Origin of the sequence: Mariniphaga anaerophila (genome assembly GCF_900129025.1) — a bacterium.
In the GTDB taxonomy this organism is placed as follows: domain Bacteria; phylum Bacteroidota; class Bacteroidia; order Bacteroidales; family Prolixibacteraceae; genus Mariniphaga; species Mariniphaga anaerophila.
This window is the reverse complement of the sequence record NZ_FQUM01000003.1, coordinates 610,866-630,872: the sequence shown is the minus strand read 5'-3', so window position 1 is coordinate 630,872 and position 20,007 is coordinate 610,866. Positions and strand designations below refer to the sequence as shown.

The window sequence follows — 20,007 nt, the reverse complement described above, 5'->3', positions numbered from 1 at the left end:
AATTGGCTGAGTCTTAAAATCAGTATTTGTTACTTTAGAATCAGTAGTTTAAATAGAGCCCCTGACTGTATTAAACCATAACTTTATCCCTGAAAAGTTTTTTTGTGAGAGGTGGATGGAAAAAAGGATCATGCAATTTCCCTTTTCTCAAAATAGCTTTTTTAACGCAGGTTCATTATTTATTAACAGTTAATAGGTAAATGGGCACTTGACATCTTAATAAATAGGTAAAGTAAATCGAGGTATTTGGTGAAAAATGCCTTAACTTAGTGAGTGAAAATGTCCTGCGGCAAAATTGGGCATTCGAAATATTGGTGATGGTAAAAAATAGGGGTTACATAACTCTTGTTAGGGCGGCTATCTTTGTACTTGTCCTGATGACTGTTGTTTTAGATCAAAAATCTGAAGCACGGGAACTTTTTTATTTTCACCCTAAAGAAATTCCGGTCGGGTTTTATGCCCACTCCCACACTCCGATAGAAGAAACGGTAGCACCTTATTTTTTATTGTCACCCAGTGCTGAAAAAAAAAGGTTGCAAAATTTTTGGGTTCAGTTGTCCTGTTGTCAGTATGTCGAAACTGCCTGGCAGAATGATGCTTATCGCGGATTTCCTGAATCTCCCGTTTATTTTGATTCTGATAAAATCAGGGGAATTCAAAGAATCAAACCTCCTCCAAACGAATTTGCCCCACTTGAAAACACAGAAAGTCAAAAGCTAAACTTAACCTCAGCTAATCAACTTCTGACAAATTCCGGCCCCCGGCTTCAAAAACACCATCTTCGGGATGAATCTGCCCCTTCGTTGTTGTTTGCTTCGCTAAGTAGCAATTATTCGGAGTTTTTTAACCTTTCGTACAGTGGCAGCGCGGGAATGGGAAGAGCTCCGCAACTGGAATGCCCCGAAGATATTTCTACGTATACCGACATTAATGAGTGTACAGCTTTTATTGCAAGCGGATTAAACCCCGGATTTGATGAAGCTGAAGTTGTTTTACTCACATGGGAAATGAGTGGAGCCACGTCAGACGCATCTCCTTTGCAGGGCATTAATTTAATTGATGATTATACATTTTCTGAAGGTGCCACTATTGTAACATACATTGCCACGGCTGCTGACGGCACAACAAATTCCTGCTCTTTCACCGTTACCATTTCCGATAATCAGGTGCCGCGCCTGGAAAGCATGCCCGCTGATATTACCGTTGAAACTGCCCCCGGATCTTGTTCTGCAAGGGTTTACTGGATTGAACCCACAGCAACAGACAATTGCACGCCGTCTCATTTGATTTTGAAAAAGTCGACAGCCCGCCCGGGCGATGAATTCCCCGTAGGAACCACTTTAGTACAATACACTGCCTACGATGCGATGGATAACGGAAGTGGCGTGCGGTCGTTTACCATCACCGTAAAAGATGCCGTGCCGCCGGTTCTTTTGCTTCCTGCCGGAGTAACTGTTCAATGCGAAGACCCCATTCCGGAGCCATGGCAGAGCTGGCAACAAATGGTTGCCGTTGGAGGAAATGTTTACGACAATTGCGAACTGGATGAGTCCAGCTTTACGTTGCTTTCAGAAAATGCAAGCAGTGCAACATGCCCCTACACCATCACCCGTATTTACCAGGTTGCTGATGCTGCCGGGAACCTGGCTACAGCCGAACATGTGATTACCGTGGAAGGAGAGGAAGAAACTGCTCAGCCGGACCAGCAGGAAGAAGTGACGTTGAAATCGACAATGGCGGAAATAATTTCTACTTCTGCTGGCGGAAACTGGAATGATCCGACCACATGGGTTGGCGGAGTTGTTCCGGGAATTGGCGATAACGTGACAATAGCAAGTGGCGCAACAGTAACAGTAAATACAAATGCCTTTTGTGATGATATTCTAATTGAAAGTGGCGGAATTCTGGAACATGGCGGAGCATTTACGTTGCAGGTAAACGGCAACTGGACAAACAACGGAACTTACAATGGAGGAACCAATGGCATTGTGGAATTTGCCGGAGCAAATAGTGCAACAATTATTGGAACCACCACCTTTGAAGAAGTTATTGTAAGCAAAGGAAGTTTGTCGAATCGTCTGAACATTAACGGAAATGTTACCATCGGAAGTGGCGGAAGTCTTACGTTAAATGGAGGGTTGATTACTATTGGCAGCGGAAATAGCCTGTCGCTCAATTACAGCAGTGGATTGACTATTCCTGAGGAAGCCGGTTTCGATGTAACGGGTGGTACACTCACAACGGGCAATTTTACCATTACCAACAACGGGCTGATTCGCGTGAGCTCGGGCACCGCAAATCTGGGCACCACTTCGGGAAATAGTGTTAATACTCAATATGACGGAGCTTTTGTTGTTTCTGGCGGAACGGTGAATATAGCCGGAAGGTTACACAACTCAGCAAGCGGAACGCTGAATCCGCCGGGAGTTTCATCGGGGATTCATGTAACCGGAGGAACAGTTACGCTGAGCACAGCAGGACAATCGCTGAGTAGTGTGGGGTCGTTAAATGTAACGCCCGCGGGAACCTTCATTTTTACTGGCGGAACCATTGTTTTTCAAACTCCGAGCAGTGCTTCTACCGAACTGGATTTAGGCCTTTCAGACGGCACCGGAACAAAAAATACAAATGGGGGGACTTTTCAATTTGGAAATGCTTCTTCTCCTTCCAATTCTACGTTTAATGTTTCCAGCGATGTGCCGTTGCATACGGTGACTACTGCCGGAAATGCCGATTTGGTTTTGGAAGACGACCTGGTTATTTCCGGACAGCTTTCCCTGAACGGAAGCAGTCAATTGTTGCTTAATGGCAATACAATACAGATTCCTGTTAGTACCGGAACCAATACACTCACGCTGCCGCTGGCAGATGATTCCGGGAATTCCATACCGGTAGTAATAACCATAAACGGAGTTACCTCTGCCGGCCATATTACTGTTTTCTCTTTTGCTTCTGCCGGTACAATTCCTGCCGGACTTAGCCCGACCAGGTTGCTGAATAGGTATTGGGAAATTACCGGTTCGGGGTTTTCTTTTTCGAGTTACTCGGCAACGTTTAATTATTTGCCGGGAGATTTGGCAGGAGGAGCAACATCCGGGCAATTGAAGATGTATCATACAGATATTTCGTCCAATACAACATTCCCTTTATTTACAAGCGGGAGTAATAGTTTTACTGTAAGCGGACTTACAACATTTGGCGAATTTGGAGCAGCAGAATGTGGCGGAATTACCATTTCAGGTGACTTGACGGATTTAACCTGTTTTGAATCCGGCAACGGTGAAATTGATTTGACGGTTTCCGGCGGGGCAGGAGCTTTAACTTATAGTTGGAGTGGCCCCGGAGGATTTAGTTCATCCATAGAAGATATCACGGGACTTGACGCTGGAACTTATTCAATAACTGTTTCTGATGAGGCGGGATGTGAGGAAACCAACTCATTTGCTATAACCCAACCGGCCATGCTTTCGGCCACAATTGGTTCAACCGATGTTAGCTGTAATGGTGGCAACGATGGTTCAATTACTGTAACTGGTGCTGCCGGAGGTTACGGAACTTTTGGGTACTCGATTGATGGCGGAACCACCTGGCAGTCGGGAACTAGTTTTACCGGCCTTTCAGCGGGAACGTACAACGTACAAATCCGGGATGGTGCTCATACTACTTGCATAATTGTGCTGGACGCTTCGTTTGAAATAACTCAACCGGCCATACTTTCGGCCACGATTGGTTCAACCGATGTTAGCTGCAATGGTGGCAGCGATGGAGCAATTACCATAACCGGCGCTTCCGGAGGTTATGGAACTTATGAATACTCAAACAATGGCGGAACCACCTGGCAGTCGGGAAATAGTTTTGCCGGCCTTTCAGCGGGAACGTACAACGTACAAATCCGGGATGCTGCTCATCCTGCTTGCATAATTGTGCTGGACGCTTCATTTGCAATATCCCAACCGGCCATACTTTCGGCCACGATTGGTTCAACCGATGTTAGCTGCAATGGTGGCAGCGATGGAGCAATTTCCATAACCGGTGCTTCCGGAGGTTATGGAACTTATGAATACTCAAACAATGGCGGAACCACCTGGCAGTCGGGAAATAGTTTTGCCGGCCTTTCAGCGGGAACGTACAACGTGCAAATCCGGGATGCTGCTCATGCTACTTGCATAATTGTGTTGGACGCCAGTTTTAGTATTACTCAGCCCGACGAGATTGCTTTTAATACTCCTTCAGTTTCAGAGGTTACCTGTGCAGGCGTAAACGACGGGGAGATTGTTATCTCTGCAAATGGAGGTGCCGGAACAATTAGCTATTCTATAAGTCCGGCAACAGGAACACAACCGACTTCCGGCAATTTTACCGGTCTTTCAGCCCAGGCATACACAATTACAGCCACCGACGCCAACAGTTGCACAGAAACAATTAGTGTAACGGTTGGCACAATAGACGATGTAACCGACCCTGTAATTTCCGGATGCCCTGCTGATATTACTTTTAATACCCAAGATGGCAATTCGGCAAATTGTGGTCAGGCTGTTAGCTGGACCGAGCCAACAGCTACCGACAATTGTGCTTTGGTAAGTTTTACCGGCAATTATAGTCCCGGCGATGTATTCCCGGTGGGCACAACAACAGTTATTTATACTGCTACTGATGCTTCGGGGAACACTTCAACCTGTTCTTTTGATGTTAATGTAGTTGATAATACTCCGCCTACATTCAGTGTTCCTGATGACTTAACTGTCAACGCCAATGCCGCCTGCGATCCGCCGAATCTTGATCCAAATGTGACATTAAGCAAGCCGTATAATCTTAGTGATAATTGCACTGCGTCAGGAAGCCTTACTACTTTATACTCTGATGGCGCCCGCATTCCAACCGGAGTTTGCGAAGGCAATTATACCATTGTCCGCACGTGGACAGTAACCGATGCCGCCGGAAACAGCTCCAGCCAGGAGCAGACGATTACAGTAGTAGATAATTCAAAACCGGTAATTAATGTTCCGGCGAATATAACTATTGCCTGTAGCGACAACGACGATCCGGATGTCAATCTCACCCTTGGAAAAGCTACCGCTACCGACAATTGTACTGCTATTGGAAATATAGTTATTGACTATACCGACAATATTACCCCCGGAACTTGTGACAGCCGTTATACAATAACCCGAACCTGGACTGCAACGGACGCCTGCGGAAATTTTAACTCCGGAACTCAAACGATTAATGTGACAGATATAATTGCTCCGGTAGTTACTATGCCTACATTAACAGTATCGTGTCCCAGTGATATTCCGGACGCGTATACAACAATGCCTGAATTTGAGGCTGATGGAGGAATTGCTCTGGATGATTGTGGAGGAACTACAATTGCTTTGCTTTTTAATAATGAAATTTCCTATGGGTTAGCAAATAAACCGGGTTATTGTCCGGATTATGTGGAGCGTACATACCGGTTTACCGATCCTTGTGGAAATTTTGTTGACGTGGTTCAAACCATAAATGTAGACGACGAATGTGGTTGTTCTCCCTGTGATAATAATACCGAGTTTGGGTGGGTCGATTTTCTGGGCGATCCTCATGGAGATACGATATTCTACAATGTGACCCGTGCAGGTAAATGTTGTGCAGACGATGATTGGTGGGCACAACCCGGAGCTAAAAACCTGAGATGTATTTCGTACAATGTCAGAATTGACTTTGATGCTGTTGGTGTTCAGATTACCATGGAAGGTGGAGCAACTCCCGAGGTGAAAGACTGGCGGGTAGATTGTGAAGAAGTATCGTTGATGGATGGTGATATTATTTGTTTGCCTTCCGGCGAATTTCATCTGTTTACATACTGCAAACAAGGAAATAATCCCAATGATATTAGTTTTCACTCTGTTCCCGGAATTGTTGCTTCTGACGATATTGTTACACGTGTTGATTGCGGAAGTCAAATTACCACAGACGGAGATTTTACTGATCCGCAATGGACCAGCATTTCTCCGGGGAACAGGGGCGACTGGGATCACTATCTGGATCTTACGGACCCATTTAATCCGTTTTTTGTTGCTGATGGCAATGCACCGCCGGTAATTGAATACGAAGTTTGCGGAACTTTTCCGAATTATGTGTGTAGCGCCACCGGTACAAATTGCGATACCATTTTGGTATATGTTTATGATGATATTGAGATTGATCTGAACATCAATCCGGATATGGTTTGTGACGATGATGCCCTTCCTTTGATAACTCCTGATGTTTCTCCGGCATCAAATACCTATGTGTTGGATTGGTACTCGGGATACGGTGCTACAGGAACATTGTTGTGTGCAGATTGTCCTTCGTTTCAGCCTCCGGTTGGAGGTGCCGGAGCATATTCCGTCAGGGTTACCGATGTCCGGGAAGGGATTCCCTGTAGTCAGGAAACATTCGATTTCGATATTACTTTTGATTATACCGGACCTACAGTCCAGGCTCCCCCCGATCCGTTGGTAATTATATGTAATGATCCTTCAGCGCCACAGCAGATTCAGGACTGGCTGGCACAGGCTTCTGCCGAATATACCGATCCTGCAGGGAATATTGTTCCGGCCGATATAACCCATGATTTTAGCGGTATCGACATGATTTGCGGAGAACAGGTAACCGTTACGTTTTCAGCGGAAGACCAGTGTGTGAATGTAAATACGGCCCAGTCAACCATTACCGTAGCCGACGACGTTGCACCTACATGGGTTACAACCGCCGCAGACGGTAATTCCGAGTGTTCATCCTCAAATCCGGATGATGACCCCGGGTATCAGGACTGGCTGGCAAACCACGGAGGAGCAACGGCAACGGATAATTGCGACGATGATTTGGCCTGGTCAGACAACAGTGCCATGCAGGCCTGGAGTGGCGACCCTGCAAACAATCAGATTACCATTACTTTTACCGTAACCGACGATTGTGGAAACACCGCTGAAACAACTGCAGCTTATTCGATTGTTGATACCCAGAGACCAACAATTACCTGTCCCGGTGACGTGGAGGAAATAGCGTCGTTAAACCAATGCTCCAAAACACTTGCTGCGCTTACCGACCCGGTTATGGACGATAATTGCTCGGTTCCGGAACTGACATATATTCGGCTTTTCCCCGACCAAACAACCGATAATGGTTCGGGTACGGTAACCGGGCTCGACTTCCCCGTGGGGGTAACAGAGGTAATTTATATTGCTACTGATGCCGCCGGGCTGAAAGATTCGTGTTTCTTTTTTGTAACCATTGTAGATGTTACCCCGCCTGTTATAGATATTGATGAGTGTGTTGATTTGGAAGAGACTGCGGCGCCGGATAACTGCTCCAAAACACTGGTGAATTTTAACGATCCGTCGTACACCGACACTTGCTGGCCAATCGATTCCCTTACCCTTTCGTGGAGAATGGAAGGCGCTACTACCGGCCAGGGAGAAGGTTCTATTGGCGGGGAGGTGTTCAATCTGGGAGTTACTACTGTTACCTTTATTGTTGCTGATCCCGACGGAAATAAAGATTCCTGCGAGTTTGACGTTACTATTATTCATAATGAAGTTCCCGAACGAACTTTTACCTGTCCGGAATCGCCGGTAGTACAAAATGTAGACCCTGGTTCCTGCGAAGCAACTGTTACGCTTTCAGCTCCGGTAATTGACGACCCCTGCGACGAAATAGAATCGGTGTGGAATAACTCTCCGTACCGGACTGCCCCCGATAATGCCAGTGGTGTTTACCCGATTGGCACCACCACCTTTAACTGGTATATTACCGATATATCCGGCAATATAGATAGCTGTGCTGTTGAGGTGATTGTGAATGACAATATCGACCCGGTTATCGGATCATTGCCATCGCTGACCGAATGCCCCGAGTTTGTTGTTCCTGTCGGGAGCCTTTTGCTGAATCTGGATGAACTGCTTATTTCGGATAACTGCCAGACCAACTGTTCTTTTGATGAATACACCATTCGCTGGCGCATCGATTTTAACGATGGTTCTTCTCTCCCTGCGGGCTCCGGCACGTACAATACCGGGCAAATTTCAGACTATGGCACCAATATTTTGTTCCCTTCCGACAGTGCAACACACACCAGTCTTACGCATGAAATTACCTATTGGGTAGAAGATTGCGGAGGAAATCTTTCTGATCCGCAAACCCGCACGGTAACTGTCCTTCCGCCTGTTATTGCCGTACCTCCGGGAGATACGTTATCGTATTGTCATTTGGAAACTGTTGATGCCATTCCGTTAACCGGGTATCCGTCGGGAGTAGTTTTTGATATCTCGGGCGGAGCTGCCCTGGGAGTGCCGAACCAAACGGGGGTAACCGAGATACCTTCGTTCTGGGCTTCCCAAACAGGAACGGCAGTAATAACCATCACGCCGCATGCCAATGAATGTACCGGAGCCCCGGTAACCTTCGTACTCGAAATCATTCCCCGGGCGATTCCGCAAATTACTCCGCCATTCGATGAAATATGCTCGGGAGAAACGACCAACATTAGCCTGTCCAGCAGTATTCCGGAAGCCACTTTTTCGTTTACCGTTAGTTCCATTACTCCGGCCGGAAGTGTAACAGGGGCTTTTGACGATACAGGGAACCTGATTGCCCAGCAACTGATTAATACCACTACAGAAGTTGCAACCGTAGTGTACCAAATTGTAGCCGAAGCCAACGGGTGTACCAGCCCGGGAACATCGGTTGCAACCGTTACGGTAAATCCAACACCGGAACTGGTGATTACCGATCCGGATGTGATATGCGAACCCGGCACCGTGGACCTTACTGACGCTGCGGTTACTGCCGGTTCTTCTGCCGGACTGACTTACACCTACTGGACTGATGCTGCTGCCACCTCACCGCTGCCCAATCCCGATGCTGTGGCAGCAAGCGGAACGTATTACATTAAAGGCACCTCTGCTGCCGGATGTGTTGCAGTTATGCCTGTGCAGGTAGTAATAAATCCGTTGCCAGAGCTTACTAGCCCGCTAGATCCGGATGGAATTTGCAGTAACGAACCGTTTTTTTATGAACCGGAAAGCAACATCCCGGGTACAGATTTTGTCTGGACACGCGACGCGGTTCCCGGAATTAGCAATCCTGCCGAAAGCGGAGTGGGGGTTATTGATGAAATATTGGTGAATGAAACCTCCAGCCCCATAGAAGTAACTTATGTTTATACGCTTACCGTAGACGGGTGTTCAAATACCCAGGAAGTGAAAGTTACGGTAACGCAGTCTCCGGTTTTGACCAGCACCGACCCACCCGGAATTTGCAGCGGACAGGTATTTAGCTATACTCCTACCAGCAATATTGCCGGTACTACTTTTAGCTGGACTCGCAATGCCGATAGTTTTGGGAACAGCACAGCTTCCGGTACCGGAAACCCGAGCGAAGTACTTGTTAATAATTCGAGTAGCCCGATTACCGTAATTTATTACTATACTCTGAGTTCCAATAATTGTACAAACCCTGAAGTATTTCAGGTGAAAGTAACGGTAACCCCGTCGCCGAATGTAACAGTGAATGCTTCAAGGATAGAAATTTGTCCGGGAGAGAGTATCAACCTGTTTTCATCATCCGATATTACATCAAATCTCCCGACAACTCTTTTAACAGACAATTTTAATAGTGGGGCAGGTAACTGGGCGGCAAGCGGCAACTCTACCTGGCAGCTGCAAGACGATGGCTATTCATATACAACACCAGACTGGTGGTGGGCGGAAACAACAACTTTTCATTCTGACGATAACAGCCGGTTCTATTTATCCAATCATTATGATACCGATGCAACATCATATTTAACGAGTACATCTATCAATACCGAAGGATATACTTCGGTAACACTGAGTTTTTGGCACTATTACCGGAGAGGGAGTACTAACGAAGAAGCTGTTGTTGAATACTCGACAAACGGGACGAACTGGATACCCTTGGAGAATTACACCGTTTCGCGGGGAACTTCTACCAACTTTGAGAACAGAACTATTTCCCTTCCTGTGGGGATAGCGAACCTGCTTATTCGCTTCAGATACCGAACTTATTCCGGTTGGTGGCAAAGTGCTCACTACTGGTGGGCCATCGATAACGTCAACGTTACAGGGGAGCCACAATCGCAGGCCGATGTTGAATGGACCGCCAATACTTCGTCGTGGACTTCAACTGAAGCCAACCCGGCCAATGTTTTCCCGGGGGTAACAACTACCTACACAGCAACCTATACCGACCCCGACACAAACTGCCCCGGTTCAAGCTCCATAACTGTTGTGGTAAGAGAAACTCCGAATGTTTCAATCGCCGCTGATTATTGTATTGTCCCTCCGAAGATCAGGTTGTCTGTTGGTAATTTTGCGTCTTACGAATGGAGTACAGGAGAAACCACACAGTATATTGATGTAGATGTAGCAGGGAATTTCTTTGTAACTGTAACCGATGCTTTTGGGTGCAGTGGAAGGGCCTCCTACAATACGGCTAACGAATTGGTTGTGAACGGCGATTTCGAAGCAGGGAACACCGGCTTCTCCTCCGGATATACTTATTGGCCCGATGATCCGAACAGTAATTCGGAATTGTTTTCAGAAGGAACTTACAGTGTTGGAACCGATGGGCAGAATTATCATTCAGACTTTTGGGGGCATGACCATACCAGCGGGCAGGGAAACTTTATGATTGTTAATGGAGAGAATAATTCGACAACAACCATTTGGGCACAAACGGTAACGATAGAGCCCAATACCAACTATTATTTTTCTGCCTGGACCATGAGTTTGAATGACAAGGGAAATGATGCGGAATTACAATTTTATATAAACGGGAGTCCTCAGGGTACATCCATAAGCCCACCTGCCGGAGTAAGCAATCCGTCGAACAATGGTTGGGTGAGGTTTTATAGTACGCCGCTGTGGAATTCGGGGAGTTTGAGCGGAGACATTGAAATACGTATTGTAAACATTGAACCTGCGCTCGGAGGCAACGATTTTGGCCTTGATGATATTTCTTTTGGCACGCTTGATCCGGCTCCGGCAACAATCGAAATCGTAGCAGAATCAAATCCGGTATGCGAGGGAGATTCGATTAAGCTAACAATGGAGATTACCGATGGGAGAGAGCCTTTTACGTATAATTGGACGGGGCCTAACGGATTTACTGCCAATACGCAAAGCATTATTATCCCCAACGCCGATGCCTCACATTCCGGCGAGTATGTTGCTGTTCTTACAGATGATTATGGTTGCGGCCCGGTTAGCGACAACATCGAAATAATTGTTAACCCGGCGGCAACGGTTGATGCAGGCCCCGATCAGGAGGTGTGCGCTTCCGATCCGGATGTGCAGCTGGCGGGTTCGTATGGCGGGGCAGCCTCCTCGGTTACCTGGGAAACTCTCGGAACAGGAACTTTTTCTTCGGTTAACGATCATCTTGCTGTTTATACCCTGAGTGCAGCTGACACTACTGCCGGGCTTGTAACACTGGTGCTTGCCACCGACGATCCTGCCGGCATTTGCGAAGCCGTTACCGATACCATGAATATTATTATTCACCCTGAAGTATATCTGGCTGTTGATACGTTAGAGAACCCGTTGTGCCCCAATGGCGCCGATGGTTACATTACGGTTGTGGCAAGCGGCGGAACAGCACCTTATACCTATTTATGGAGCGACGGGCAAACGCTGGCTACCGCAGGAGGACTGTCTGCCGGAACTTATTCGGTTACCGTAACCGATGCCAGCGGATGCCAGGACACCATTTCAGCTACGTTAACAGATCCTCCGGCGCTTGAGGTAAGCGATGTAATTACCACCACGCCTGTTACCTGCTACGACGGCAGCGACGGAACAGCTACCGTTACCGTAATTAGCGGCGACAATCCCACGTTTTCGTGGAGCAACGGCAGCACCGAGGCAACCGCCGAAGGCTTGTCGGCAGGGCAGGTGTATTATGTTACTGTTTTTGCAGAAAACGGCTGTTCGTCGGTTGGCCCTATCCCGGTAACCGTTACCCAGCCCGAACCTCCTTCTGTTGAGTGTCCCGAAGATGTAACCGCTTGGGCTGACTATGGAAAAGACTATGCCAGCAATGTGGAACTGGAAGCACCGGAGTATACCAACGACTGTCCGCTTGTGGACCAGGTATGGAAATTGACGGGTGTCACCGCAGGAAACTCTGCGCCAACCGGTATCGATACCTTAAAAGTGTACGATTTTAATGTGGGAGTAACCACTGTTACCTACACTTTTGAGGACGAAGCAGGAAATAAAAGCATCTGCTCTTTTACCGTTACCGTTGAATCGAAACCCGATATCGAATGCCCGCCGAACGATACATTGTATTTGGGTGACACAGGCTGTACTGCCGCTCTCGACCCCGGAGTTCCTTCGGTACTTAGCGGCGCTCCGCCGTTTGACTGGACATGGACCATGGAAGGCGTTACCACCGGCTCGGGGGTAACTAACGGAGCGGCATTGCCCGACCCGATAGGGGTTGTCGATTTTGACCTCGGGTTAACAACCATTACCTGGACGGCAGAGAACCTGTCTGGTGCAGATACCTGCAGCCACACCATCCTGGTTATTGATACAATTCCGCCAACTTTTACTGCAACACAGTACGAGAACTGCGTTGATCCGTTGCACTCGGCAGTTTACGATCCGAATAGTCCTAACCCCATTGTTAACCACGTGGATCCTAATCTGGAAAAAGTTCCAAGTCCCGATTACAGGACTTTCCCTGCCGGCGATACATCTTTGGATATACTGGATTTGCAAGACAATTGCTGCGACCCGCCCGCAATGGTTATTCAGTGGAGAATCGATTTTACCGCTGTGCCCGACCCGTTAACCGAAGGGGCAACAATATCGAAACCTTCGATTAGCGGAACCGGACAGCCTTCAGAATACGGAAATGTCATTTATCTGTGGGGCGACGGAGTTTACTATACTGAGAGAACGCATACAATTACATACTGGGTGGAAGATTGCAATGGAAATACGTCAGACGAGCTGGTGCGCGATATTGTAATTACCCCGCGTCCCGAAATCATTAAAATAACCGGACAACCATGAAAGAACTAAGATACATAGGAGCAGAGGGCAAGGCGCAGAGGGCAGAGAGCCGAGAGCGGAGAGCCAAGGGCAGAGTGCAGAGTGCAGAGCGCCAAGAGCAGAGCGCCGGGGGCAGAGGGCAGAGTGCGGAACGCCGGGGACAGAGGATTGGTTTGAGACGAACCCGGGGATTGGATGCCTTGTGGAGTGAGTGGTTTGTTTACAGCTCAGACTTGTCAGCGTACGCAGTACCTGACAACGTCGAACAAAGCACAGGCAACAAAAGCGGGTGTCATCAGATACCGGATTCAAGTTTTGCAAGGTATTCTTTTAACGCTGACAGGTCTTTTGACGCTGTCAGGTTTGGGAACGAAGCAACAGTCTTTGTATACGGCTCCGACTTGTCTGCGTGCGTAGCACCTGACAACGTTGAACAAAGCACAGGCAACAAAAGCGGGTGTCATCAGATACCGGATTCAAGTTTTGCAAGGTATTCTTTTAACGCTGACAGGTCTTTTGACGCTGTCAGGTTTGGGAACGAAGCAACAGTTTTTGTATACGGCTCAGACTTGTCAGCGTGCGTAGCACCTGACAACGTCGAACAAAGCACAGGCAACAAAAGCGGGTGTCATCAGATACTGGATTCAAGTTTTGCAAGGTATTCTTTTAACGCTGACAGGTCTACCGACGCTGTCAGGTTTGGGAACAACATCAAACAGAATTACGCAACGCAACCAAACGTGAAAATGGTACTTCAGATGCCGGAATATGGAAAAATGGCCCGGACGGATGCGAAAACGGTGCGTAAGGCGGCTGTTGTGCCTAGTACCGTGGCTGCTGCCCGGTGTACCATGGCGACGGGCCATTGTACCACAGCGGAATTACGCTGCACCGGGTGGGAGAGTCACTGCATCATATTGGAGACGCAATGTAACGCAACGGGGGCTCATTGTACCGAAATGGGAACTCAACGCATGGAAATATCGGCTCAATGCATGGAAATAACAGCTCAATGCACCGAAATATGTGCTCGATATATGGAAATAGAGTCTCGGTGTGCAGAAACAGGAACTTCATGCATGGAAACGGATGCTCGATGCACCGAAACAGGTACTCAACGGACGGAAATAAGTACTCAATGCACCGAAATTTTCGGCATTGCCGAACAAAAATATTCAACAGACAACCAAAACCCGGTGGCCGCTGGTTACCAGCCAACAGCTGCCGGCATAAAATATAAAGCTGTTCCCCTCTTGCCGCGGGGACGCTTTTATTCCGGCGATTGTCCCGGGGCTGCTACCATCACCATCATCTTATCTTTTTTTAGCAGCCCTTGGGTATCGCCAATTTTAGCAGGTTTTACACGCACTGTGCACAGCCTGCCGGTAACTAACCCAACCGTCCTTCTGCCGGAAAGCCAATTGGCCTCCTTTTTACCGGAGCGAAGCCCAGGGACGAATAAAGAGAAAGGAGGCTTGCCCGTGAGTTAAAGTAAAAACCACACCACTAAACCTGTTAGCGCTGGTAGGCCTGACAGTGTTTAAAAAGCTGGCACCGAACGGTTAAAATCGCTGCCGGCTGATGAGCCGACCCGGCTAATGTTGTTTGGTTAACGTCCGGTAAAACGGAAGTTGAAATAACCGGCAATGTTACCGACTCCGGCCTGACGCACCGGGAAACGTAAACCCCGAGAAATAACGAAATGCGTTCTTTAACAGATTGACGATGGAAAATGGAAATGAGCAATTGGTGTATTGCCATCCGGCCTTTTGAAAGCTGATGGTTCACTGCTTCTCAATTGTCCCGGTTCCCAATCTGATATTTTTTTTAACAATTTAATTAGTAACAATTTGAAACAAATTTTTATTCATTAACACGTCTCGAAAGAGACTCTAAATTTTAACAAAATGAAAAAGCAAATTTTAATTTTAGCGATGTTTACTCTGGCATTAGTTTTTGCCGGAATGAAATCTTATGGGCAGGGCGATATTAATTATATTGATGCTGCATCAACAGAATGCGTTACTCCAACGACATTGGATTGTGCCGATGATGATGCGCTTCATCCAATACCAGGGAAAACATACACGTACGGAGTGACTGTAAATCCTACTGTTACAACTGGATATATCAGATGGTTCGTTTACAATGCCACGGCGAATGGTGCTGACATCATCACTGGGGGTTCTATTGCCACAGCTGTAGGCGCAGCTGAAGCAGATGGCGGTGGAAGCCTATATTTGCTGGATGCAGAAGATAACGTTTATAATTCTGATACAAATACACAACCGACGATTGATATTTCTTGGCAATCATTTAATAGTGCAACAACTGAGATTTTGTTGGTTGCATACGTAGAGGGAGAAGCAGGTTGTTCGGATAATATTGAAGTGTATCGTATTCAACCTTCATTCTCTTTTACACTTGATATTGCAGGTTTGATGCCTGACGGTACCCTGCCAGCATCTGGAAGTAATGCTAATGAATGTGTATCACCAGTTCAAATTGCATCATACGATGGTACTAATTTGAATATGGATTATGGTGAGAATTATATATTCTTTGCAGTTAATGCAGCCAATTTTGTTCATTCATGGCAGCCAACATTTACAATTGTAGATAATGGAACAGAAACAACTGTAGATATATCTAATATTGAGTGGGCTTATCCTGATCAAGCCATCGCAAATGACGGAACAAATGCTACTGGGACTTGGAATGCTGCAACTGCTGTAGTTAATGCTCAGGATGCGTCTGGAGCTGTTGGGGATGCAGGTGAGTGTATTATTGTAAGAGTTCATTTAGATCATGGTACAGCGGAAAATGACGCAAATGCAAATCGTTACTTTACTCTCGGTGTTGATGGTGTAATGTATGATGCAGGTGCAACGACAGGAAATGAATATGCAAATAGTAATCTTGCAGATTTAGATCCAGGGACAAACTCTCCGTGTACGAATACCGAAACAGATCAAGCTACATATGATCTGACTCCGAGACCGGAAATTGTAACTAATACAGCTGTTGGTGTTGGTGATATGTCATTTGAACCTAAACCGTAAGGTTAGAGTTTGATTTTGCTTTTTCATTCCGCGCCGCATCCCGGTTGTCCGCTAATTTGAAAGGAGCCGGGGTGCGGGGTGCGCGGGAAGTCCGGAGGAAAACGGGGATTGGTTGTAATTGGCTTTTGCCGGCAGCAACAAATGCCCGCCACCAAAGGCGCCTGCCCGCTCCACCAAAAAGGAATGAAACGAGCAGTGTTTAAAAATGTAAAGCAGTAAAAGGTTGAAAACGAAAAGATGCAAAGCACTTCTTCTGTACCGCTGTTTCCGCAGCACGGGAACGGGTTTCCCGGCACCGAAACCGGGCGCGGGGAAGAGGCCTGAGTCTGACGTTTACAACATGAGTTTTGCAGTTATTAACGGATTTGGCAAATGAAGCAAACAACGATTGATATTTTTGCCGCAGCAAAATAGCGGTTGTGGTGCGTTTCATCAAATACCTTAAAAAATAGTAATGGTAGTATGATAGAAATACATATTCCGAAAAAAGGGCCGCCCGCCACACGAAACGGGCCTTATGCCAGAGGCATGCCCACCCTGGGGAAACGGTGTCTCCCTGCAACCGGGGCCGACGCATTTTTGCATCCCGGCAGCAGAACGATTCTGCGCATTCGCGACGGTACAAAGCTGCATATTCGTGACGGAACCGATCCGCCCGACAGGGCAAGGCATGGCCCCGCGAGACCAACAAAACGGGCTCCGTCAGAATATGGCAACGCTATGCCAATACGCGGACGCACGCCGCCGGGAAGGATGTTTTTGCTTCCGCGCGAAACAATTTTGGCAGCATCCCGGCCATGGGGCAACAACCCCGCATGGGATAAAGACTTGTCAGCATGCGCAACATCTGACAACGTCGGGACGAACAACAAGTCTTCGCATGTTTCAGCGGGTTTAAACGCTGTCAGGTCTGGCGACGCTGACAGGTTAGGGGAGTGCTATGCATTGTTTGACAATATAAAAATGAAACAACAGGAAATTTCAGCTTATCCAATTTGTTTGAACGGCGACAGGTTTGATTTGAATTCAGGCTTAGACTTGTCAGCATGCGCATCATCTGACAACGTCGGGAGAAGCAGAAAGACTTCGAACGTTTCAGCGAGCATCAACGCTGTCAGGTCTGGCGACGCTGACAGGTTAGGGGAGTGCTATGCATTGTTTGACGATATAAAAATGAAGCAGCAGGAAATTTCAGCTTATCCGATTTGTTTGAACGGCGACAGGTTTGATTTGAATTCAGGCTTAGACTTGTCAGCATGCGCAACATCTGATAACGTCGGGAAGAACAACAAGTCTTCGCATGTTTCAGCGGGTTTAAACGCTGTCAGGTCTGACGACGCTGACAGGTTGGGGGAGTGCTATGCATTGTTTGACGATATAAAAATGAAACAACAGGAAATTTCAGCTTATCCAATTTGTTTGAACGGCGACAGGTTTGATTTGAATTCAGGCTTAGACTTGTCAGCATGCGCAACATCTGACAACGTCGGGACGAACAACAAGTCTTCGCGTGTTTTAGCGGGTTTAAACGCTGTCAGGTCTGGCGACGCTGACAGGTTAGGGAAGTGCTATGCATTGTTTGACGATATAAAAATGAAACAACAGGAAATTTCAGTTTATCCGATTTGTTTGAACGGCGACAGTCTTGGTTCAGGTTCAGGCTTAGACTTGTCAGCATGCGCAACATCTGACAACGTCGGGAGAAGCAGAAAGACTTCGAACGTTTCAGCGAGCATCAACGCTGTCAGGTCTGGCGACGCTGACAGGTTAGGGAAGGCAGAAGTTTTGTGTGATGAATTAAAGGAATGGAAGGTAATGAAATGAAATACGAGAGATTGATAAACGGGAAATATTATCACATCTATAATCGTGGCAATAACCGGAGAGATCTGTTTTTGGAGCCGGTTCATTACGAGCATTTCCTGGCGTTGTACGACAAGTATATTTCGCCGGTGGCCGAGACTTTTGCCTGGGTGCTGATGCCAAATCATTTCCATTTGGTCGTTCGGCTAAAAGAGAACGTGGTTTATAAGTATGCCAATCCGGGGTTGCAGCAGAACACTTTTGTTCGGGATATTTATCGGCCGAAGGTTGATTCCGTAGATATGGCAGCGTCTGGCGATTCCGGCAATGCTGAAAAAAATATGGCTGACGTGAGCGTGGGAAAGAGAGATAAGGCCTGGTTTGAAGCCCATAAGTGGGAAACGGTTGAGATGTCGGAATGCGAAATTTCTGATAACGCGGAAATGAAAAAGCCGGTGTTACATCGTCATTTCTCACACCTTTTCAATGCTTACACCCGCTATTTCAATAAAATCACTGAAGGGACAGGTAATTTATTCGAACGTCCGTTTAAGCGGAAGCAGATACGTAATGAGGCGTATTTGAAAAAGGTCATCCTGTATGTTCATAACAATCCTGTTCATCACGGATTCTGCACCCACCTGCTGGAGTATCCCTGGTCGAGCTATTTAACTTGTATTTCAAATAAACCTACAAAATTTAAACGCGAAGTTGTATTGAGCCTGTTTAATGAACGAAATAATTTTGAAAATCAACACACCCAAGAAATTGATGTAGAAGAAATGGAAGAATGGCTGGATTTGAATGCAGTCGATTATACAACCGAAATAGAAGTTCCCGGCAGAACAGACTTGTCAGCATGCGCAGCATCTGACAACGTCAACAAGAAGAACAAGGCTTTGAACGTTTCAGCGGGTTTAAACGCTGTCAGGTCTGGCGACGCTGACAGGTTGAAAAATTCAGAAGTAATTTCTGGAATCCAAAAAAAGGAGCCGCTGGAAACTTGTGTTTCTTCAGCTTGTTTAAAAGCCGATGCTTCAGATTCAGACTTGTCAGCGTGTGCAACACCTGACAACGTCAACAAGAAGAACAAGTCTTCGCATGTTTCAGCGAGCATCAACGCTGTCAGGTCTGACGACGCTGACAGGTTGAAAAATTCAGAAGTAATTTCTGGAATCCAAAAAAAGGAGCCGCTGGAAACTTGTGTTTCTTCAGCTTGTTTAAAAGCCGATGCTTCAGATTCAGACTTGTCAGCGTGTGCAACACCTGACAACGTCGGGAAAGAAGAAACGAACGCTAAGCTCACGAACTCTGATAAAGTAAAGGCGAAAAAAGTAATGCCTGATAACTTGGAACGGAAGTGATATAATTATTATTAGATGAGAAAACTGATTTACCATATGATGTGTCGGATCCCGGGAATTCTTCTGGGGGTTCTGGTTGTGGCGTCTGCCATGGCTCAGAAACCGGTGCAGCATATTATTGTAGATCAGTGCGACTCATACGAATTCAGCGTAGTGGAAATGCCCGGCGACCGGTACACCTGGCACCTGTACACCGAACTGGACTGGAATACGGTAAACTTTGCCACCAACGATGGCAATGTAGGGCCAACCCCTTATTTCGAAAATGGAATGTACCAGGGGTCAACGGTTCGTGTAAACTTCCTCGACCCGGGACGTTATTTCCTCCGGGTAATGGTTTGGGATGAAGTGGCCTGTACCAACAATTTGCTGGTATTCCTTATCGATGTTGAAGAATCTAAACCCGAAGCAACCATCGAAGCAGATGACTACTGTTACGGAGATCCGGCCGAGATAAAAATTATCCTCACCGGGCGGGGGCCGTGGGATGTCACGTACACCTATGGCGACGGAACCGCCCAAGTCAACCTAAACGGATTAACTGACCCTGTTTATTTCGCACCGCTGCCTGTGCTAGAGCCGGGAACAACCGATTTCTGGATTATGGAAGTAACCGACCAGTGCACGGTAAATACATACACGGTACCGCAAAAAATTGGAGTGGTTATTCATCCAACACCTGTTAACTCAAAAATTTACATTAAGGAAGATTGATAAATGATTGAAACTGAT

7 protein-coding genes are annotated in these 20,007 nt (G+C 46.9%); 6 read left to right on the top strand and 1 reads right to left on the bottom strand.

Annotated features, from left to right (window positions below):
* Nucleotides 1-377 precede the first annotated feature (377 nt).
* On the top strand, nt 378-13,067 hold the full coding sequence (locus tag BUB08_RS08550; RefSeq protein ID WP_073000760.1) for an HYR domain-containing protein: 12,690 nt from the start codon (nt 378-380) through the stop codon (nt 13,065-13,067).
* Entirely contained in the window at nt 13,064-14,536 is a 1,473-nt protein-coding gene (locus tag BUB08_RS08545; protein ID WP_073000759.1) for a hypothetical protein, read from the top strand. The genes BUB08_RS08550 and BUB08_RS08545 overlap by 4 nt, the downstream gene beginning before the upstream one ends.
* Before the next feature lie 25 nt (nt 14,537-14,561).
* On the opposite strand, the gene BUB08_RS08540 is transcribed toward BUB08_RS08545, so the two are convergent.
* Nucleotides 14,562-14,807: a hypothetical protein gene (locus BUB08_RS08540; RefSeq protein WP_139249651.1), complete on the bottom strand. Its 246-nt coding sequence runs from the start codon at nt 14,805-14,807 to the stop codon at nt 14,562-14,564.
* A gap of 146 nt (nt 14,808-14,953) precedes the next feature.
* Between BUB08_RS08540 and BUB08_RS08535 the strand changes: the two genes are divergently transcribed.
* The 4 genes from BUB08_RS08535 (at nt 14,954) to BUB08_RS08520 (ending at nt 19,989) form a co-directional block, all read left to right on the top strand.
* Nucleotides 14,954-16,108 (top strand): hypothetical protein, encoded by a 1,155-nt coding sequence (locus BUB08_RS08535; RefSeq protein WP_073000755.1) that lies wholly within the window; start codon nt 14,954-14,956, stop codon nt 16,106-16,108.
* A 462-nt stretch (nt 16,109-16,570) separates the two neighbouring features.
* Nucleotides 16,571-17,932, top strand: a complete 1,362-nt coding sequence (locus BUB08_RS08530) for a hypothetical protein (RefSeq protein WP_073000753.1) — start codon at nt 16,571-16,573, stop codon at nt 17,930-17,932.
* The gene (locus BUB08_RS08525; protein ID WP_073000751.1) at nt 17,914-19,275 is read left to right on the top strand and encodes a hypothetical protein; all 1,362 of its coding nucleotides are present in this window, start codon (nt 17,914-17,916) and stop codon (nt 19,273-19,275) included. Before BUB08_RS08530 ends, BUB08_RS08525 begins: the two co-directional genes overlap by 19 nt.
* Before the next feature lie 15 nt (nt 19,276-19,290).
* Nucleotides 19,291-19,989, top strand: a complete 699-nt coding sequence (locus tag BUB08_RS08520; RefSeq protein ID WP_073000749.1) for a hypothetical protein — start codon at nt 19,291-19,293, stop codon at nt 19,987-19,989.
* The last annotated feature ends 18 nt before the right edge of the window (nt 19,990-20,007 follow it).

Coding starts and splice junctions, on each gene's coding strand:
- BUB08_RS08550 (WP_073000760.1), top strand. CDS start 378: ATGACTGTTGTTTTAGATCAAAAATCTGAAGCACGGGAACTTTTTTAT.
- BUB08_RS08545 (WP_073000759.1), top strand. CDS start 13,064: ATGAAAGAACTAAGATACATAGGAGCAGAGGGCAAGGCGCAGAGGGCA.
- BUB08_RS08540 (WP_139249651.1), bottom strand. CDS start 14,807: ATGGCAATACACCAATTGCTCATTTCCATTTTCCATCGTCAATCTGTT.
- BUB08_RS08535 (WP_073000755.1), top strand. CDS start 14,954: ATGAAAAAGCAAATTTTAATTTTAGCGATGTTTACTCTGGCATTAGTT.
- BUB08_RS08530 (WP_073000753.1), top strand. CDS start 16,571: ATGATAGAAATACATATTCCGAAAAAAGGGCCGCCCGCCACACGAAAC.
- BUB08_RS08525 (WP_073000751.1), top strand. CDS start 17,914: ATGGAAGGTAATGAAATGAAATACGAGAGATTGATAAACGGGAAATAT.
- BUB08_RS08520 (WP_073000749.1), top strand. CDS start 19,291: ATGAGAAAACTGATTTACCATATGATGTGTCGGATCCCGGGAATTCTT.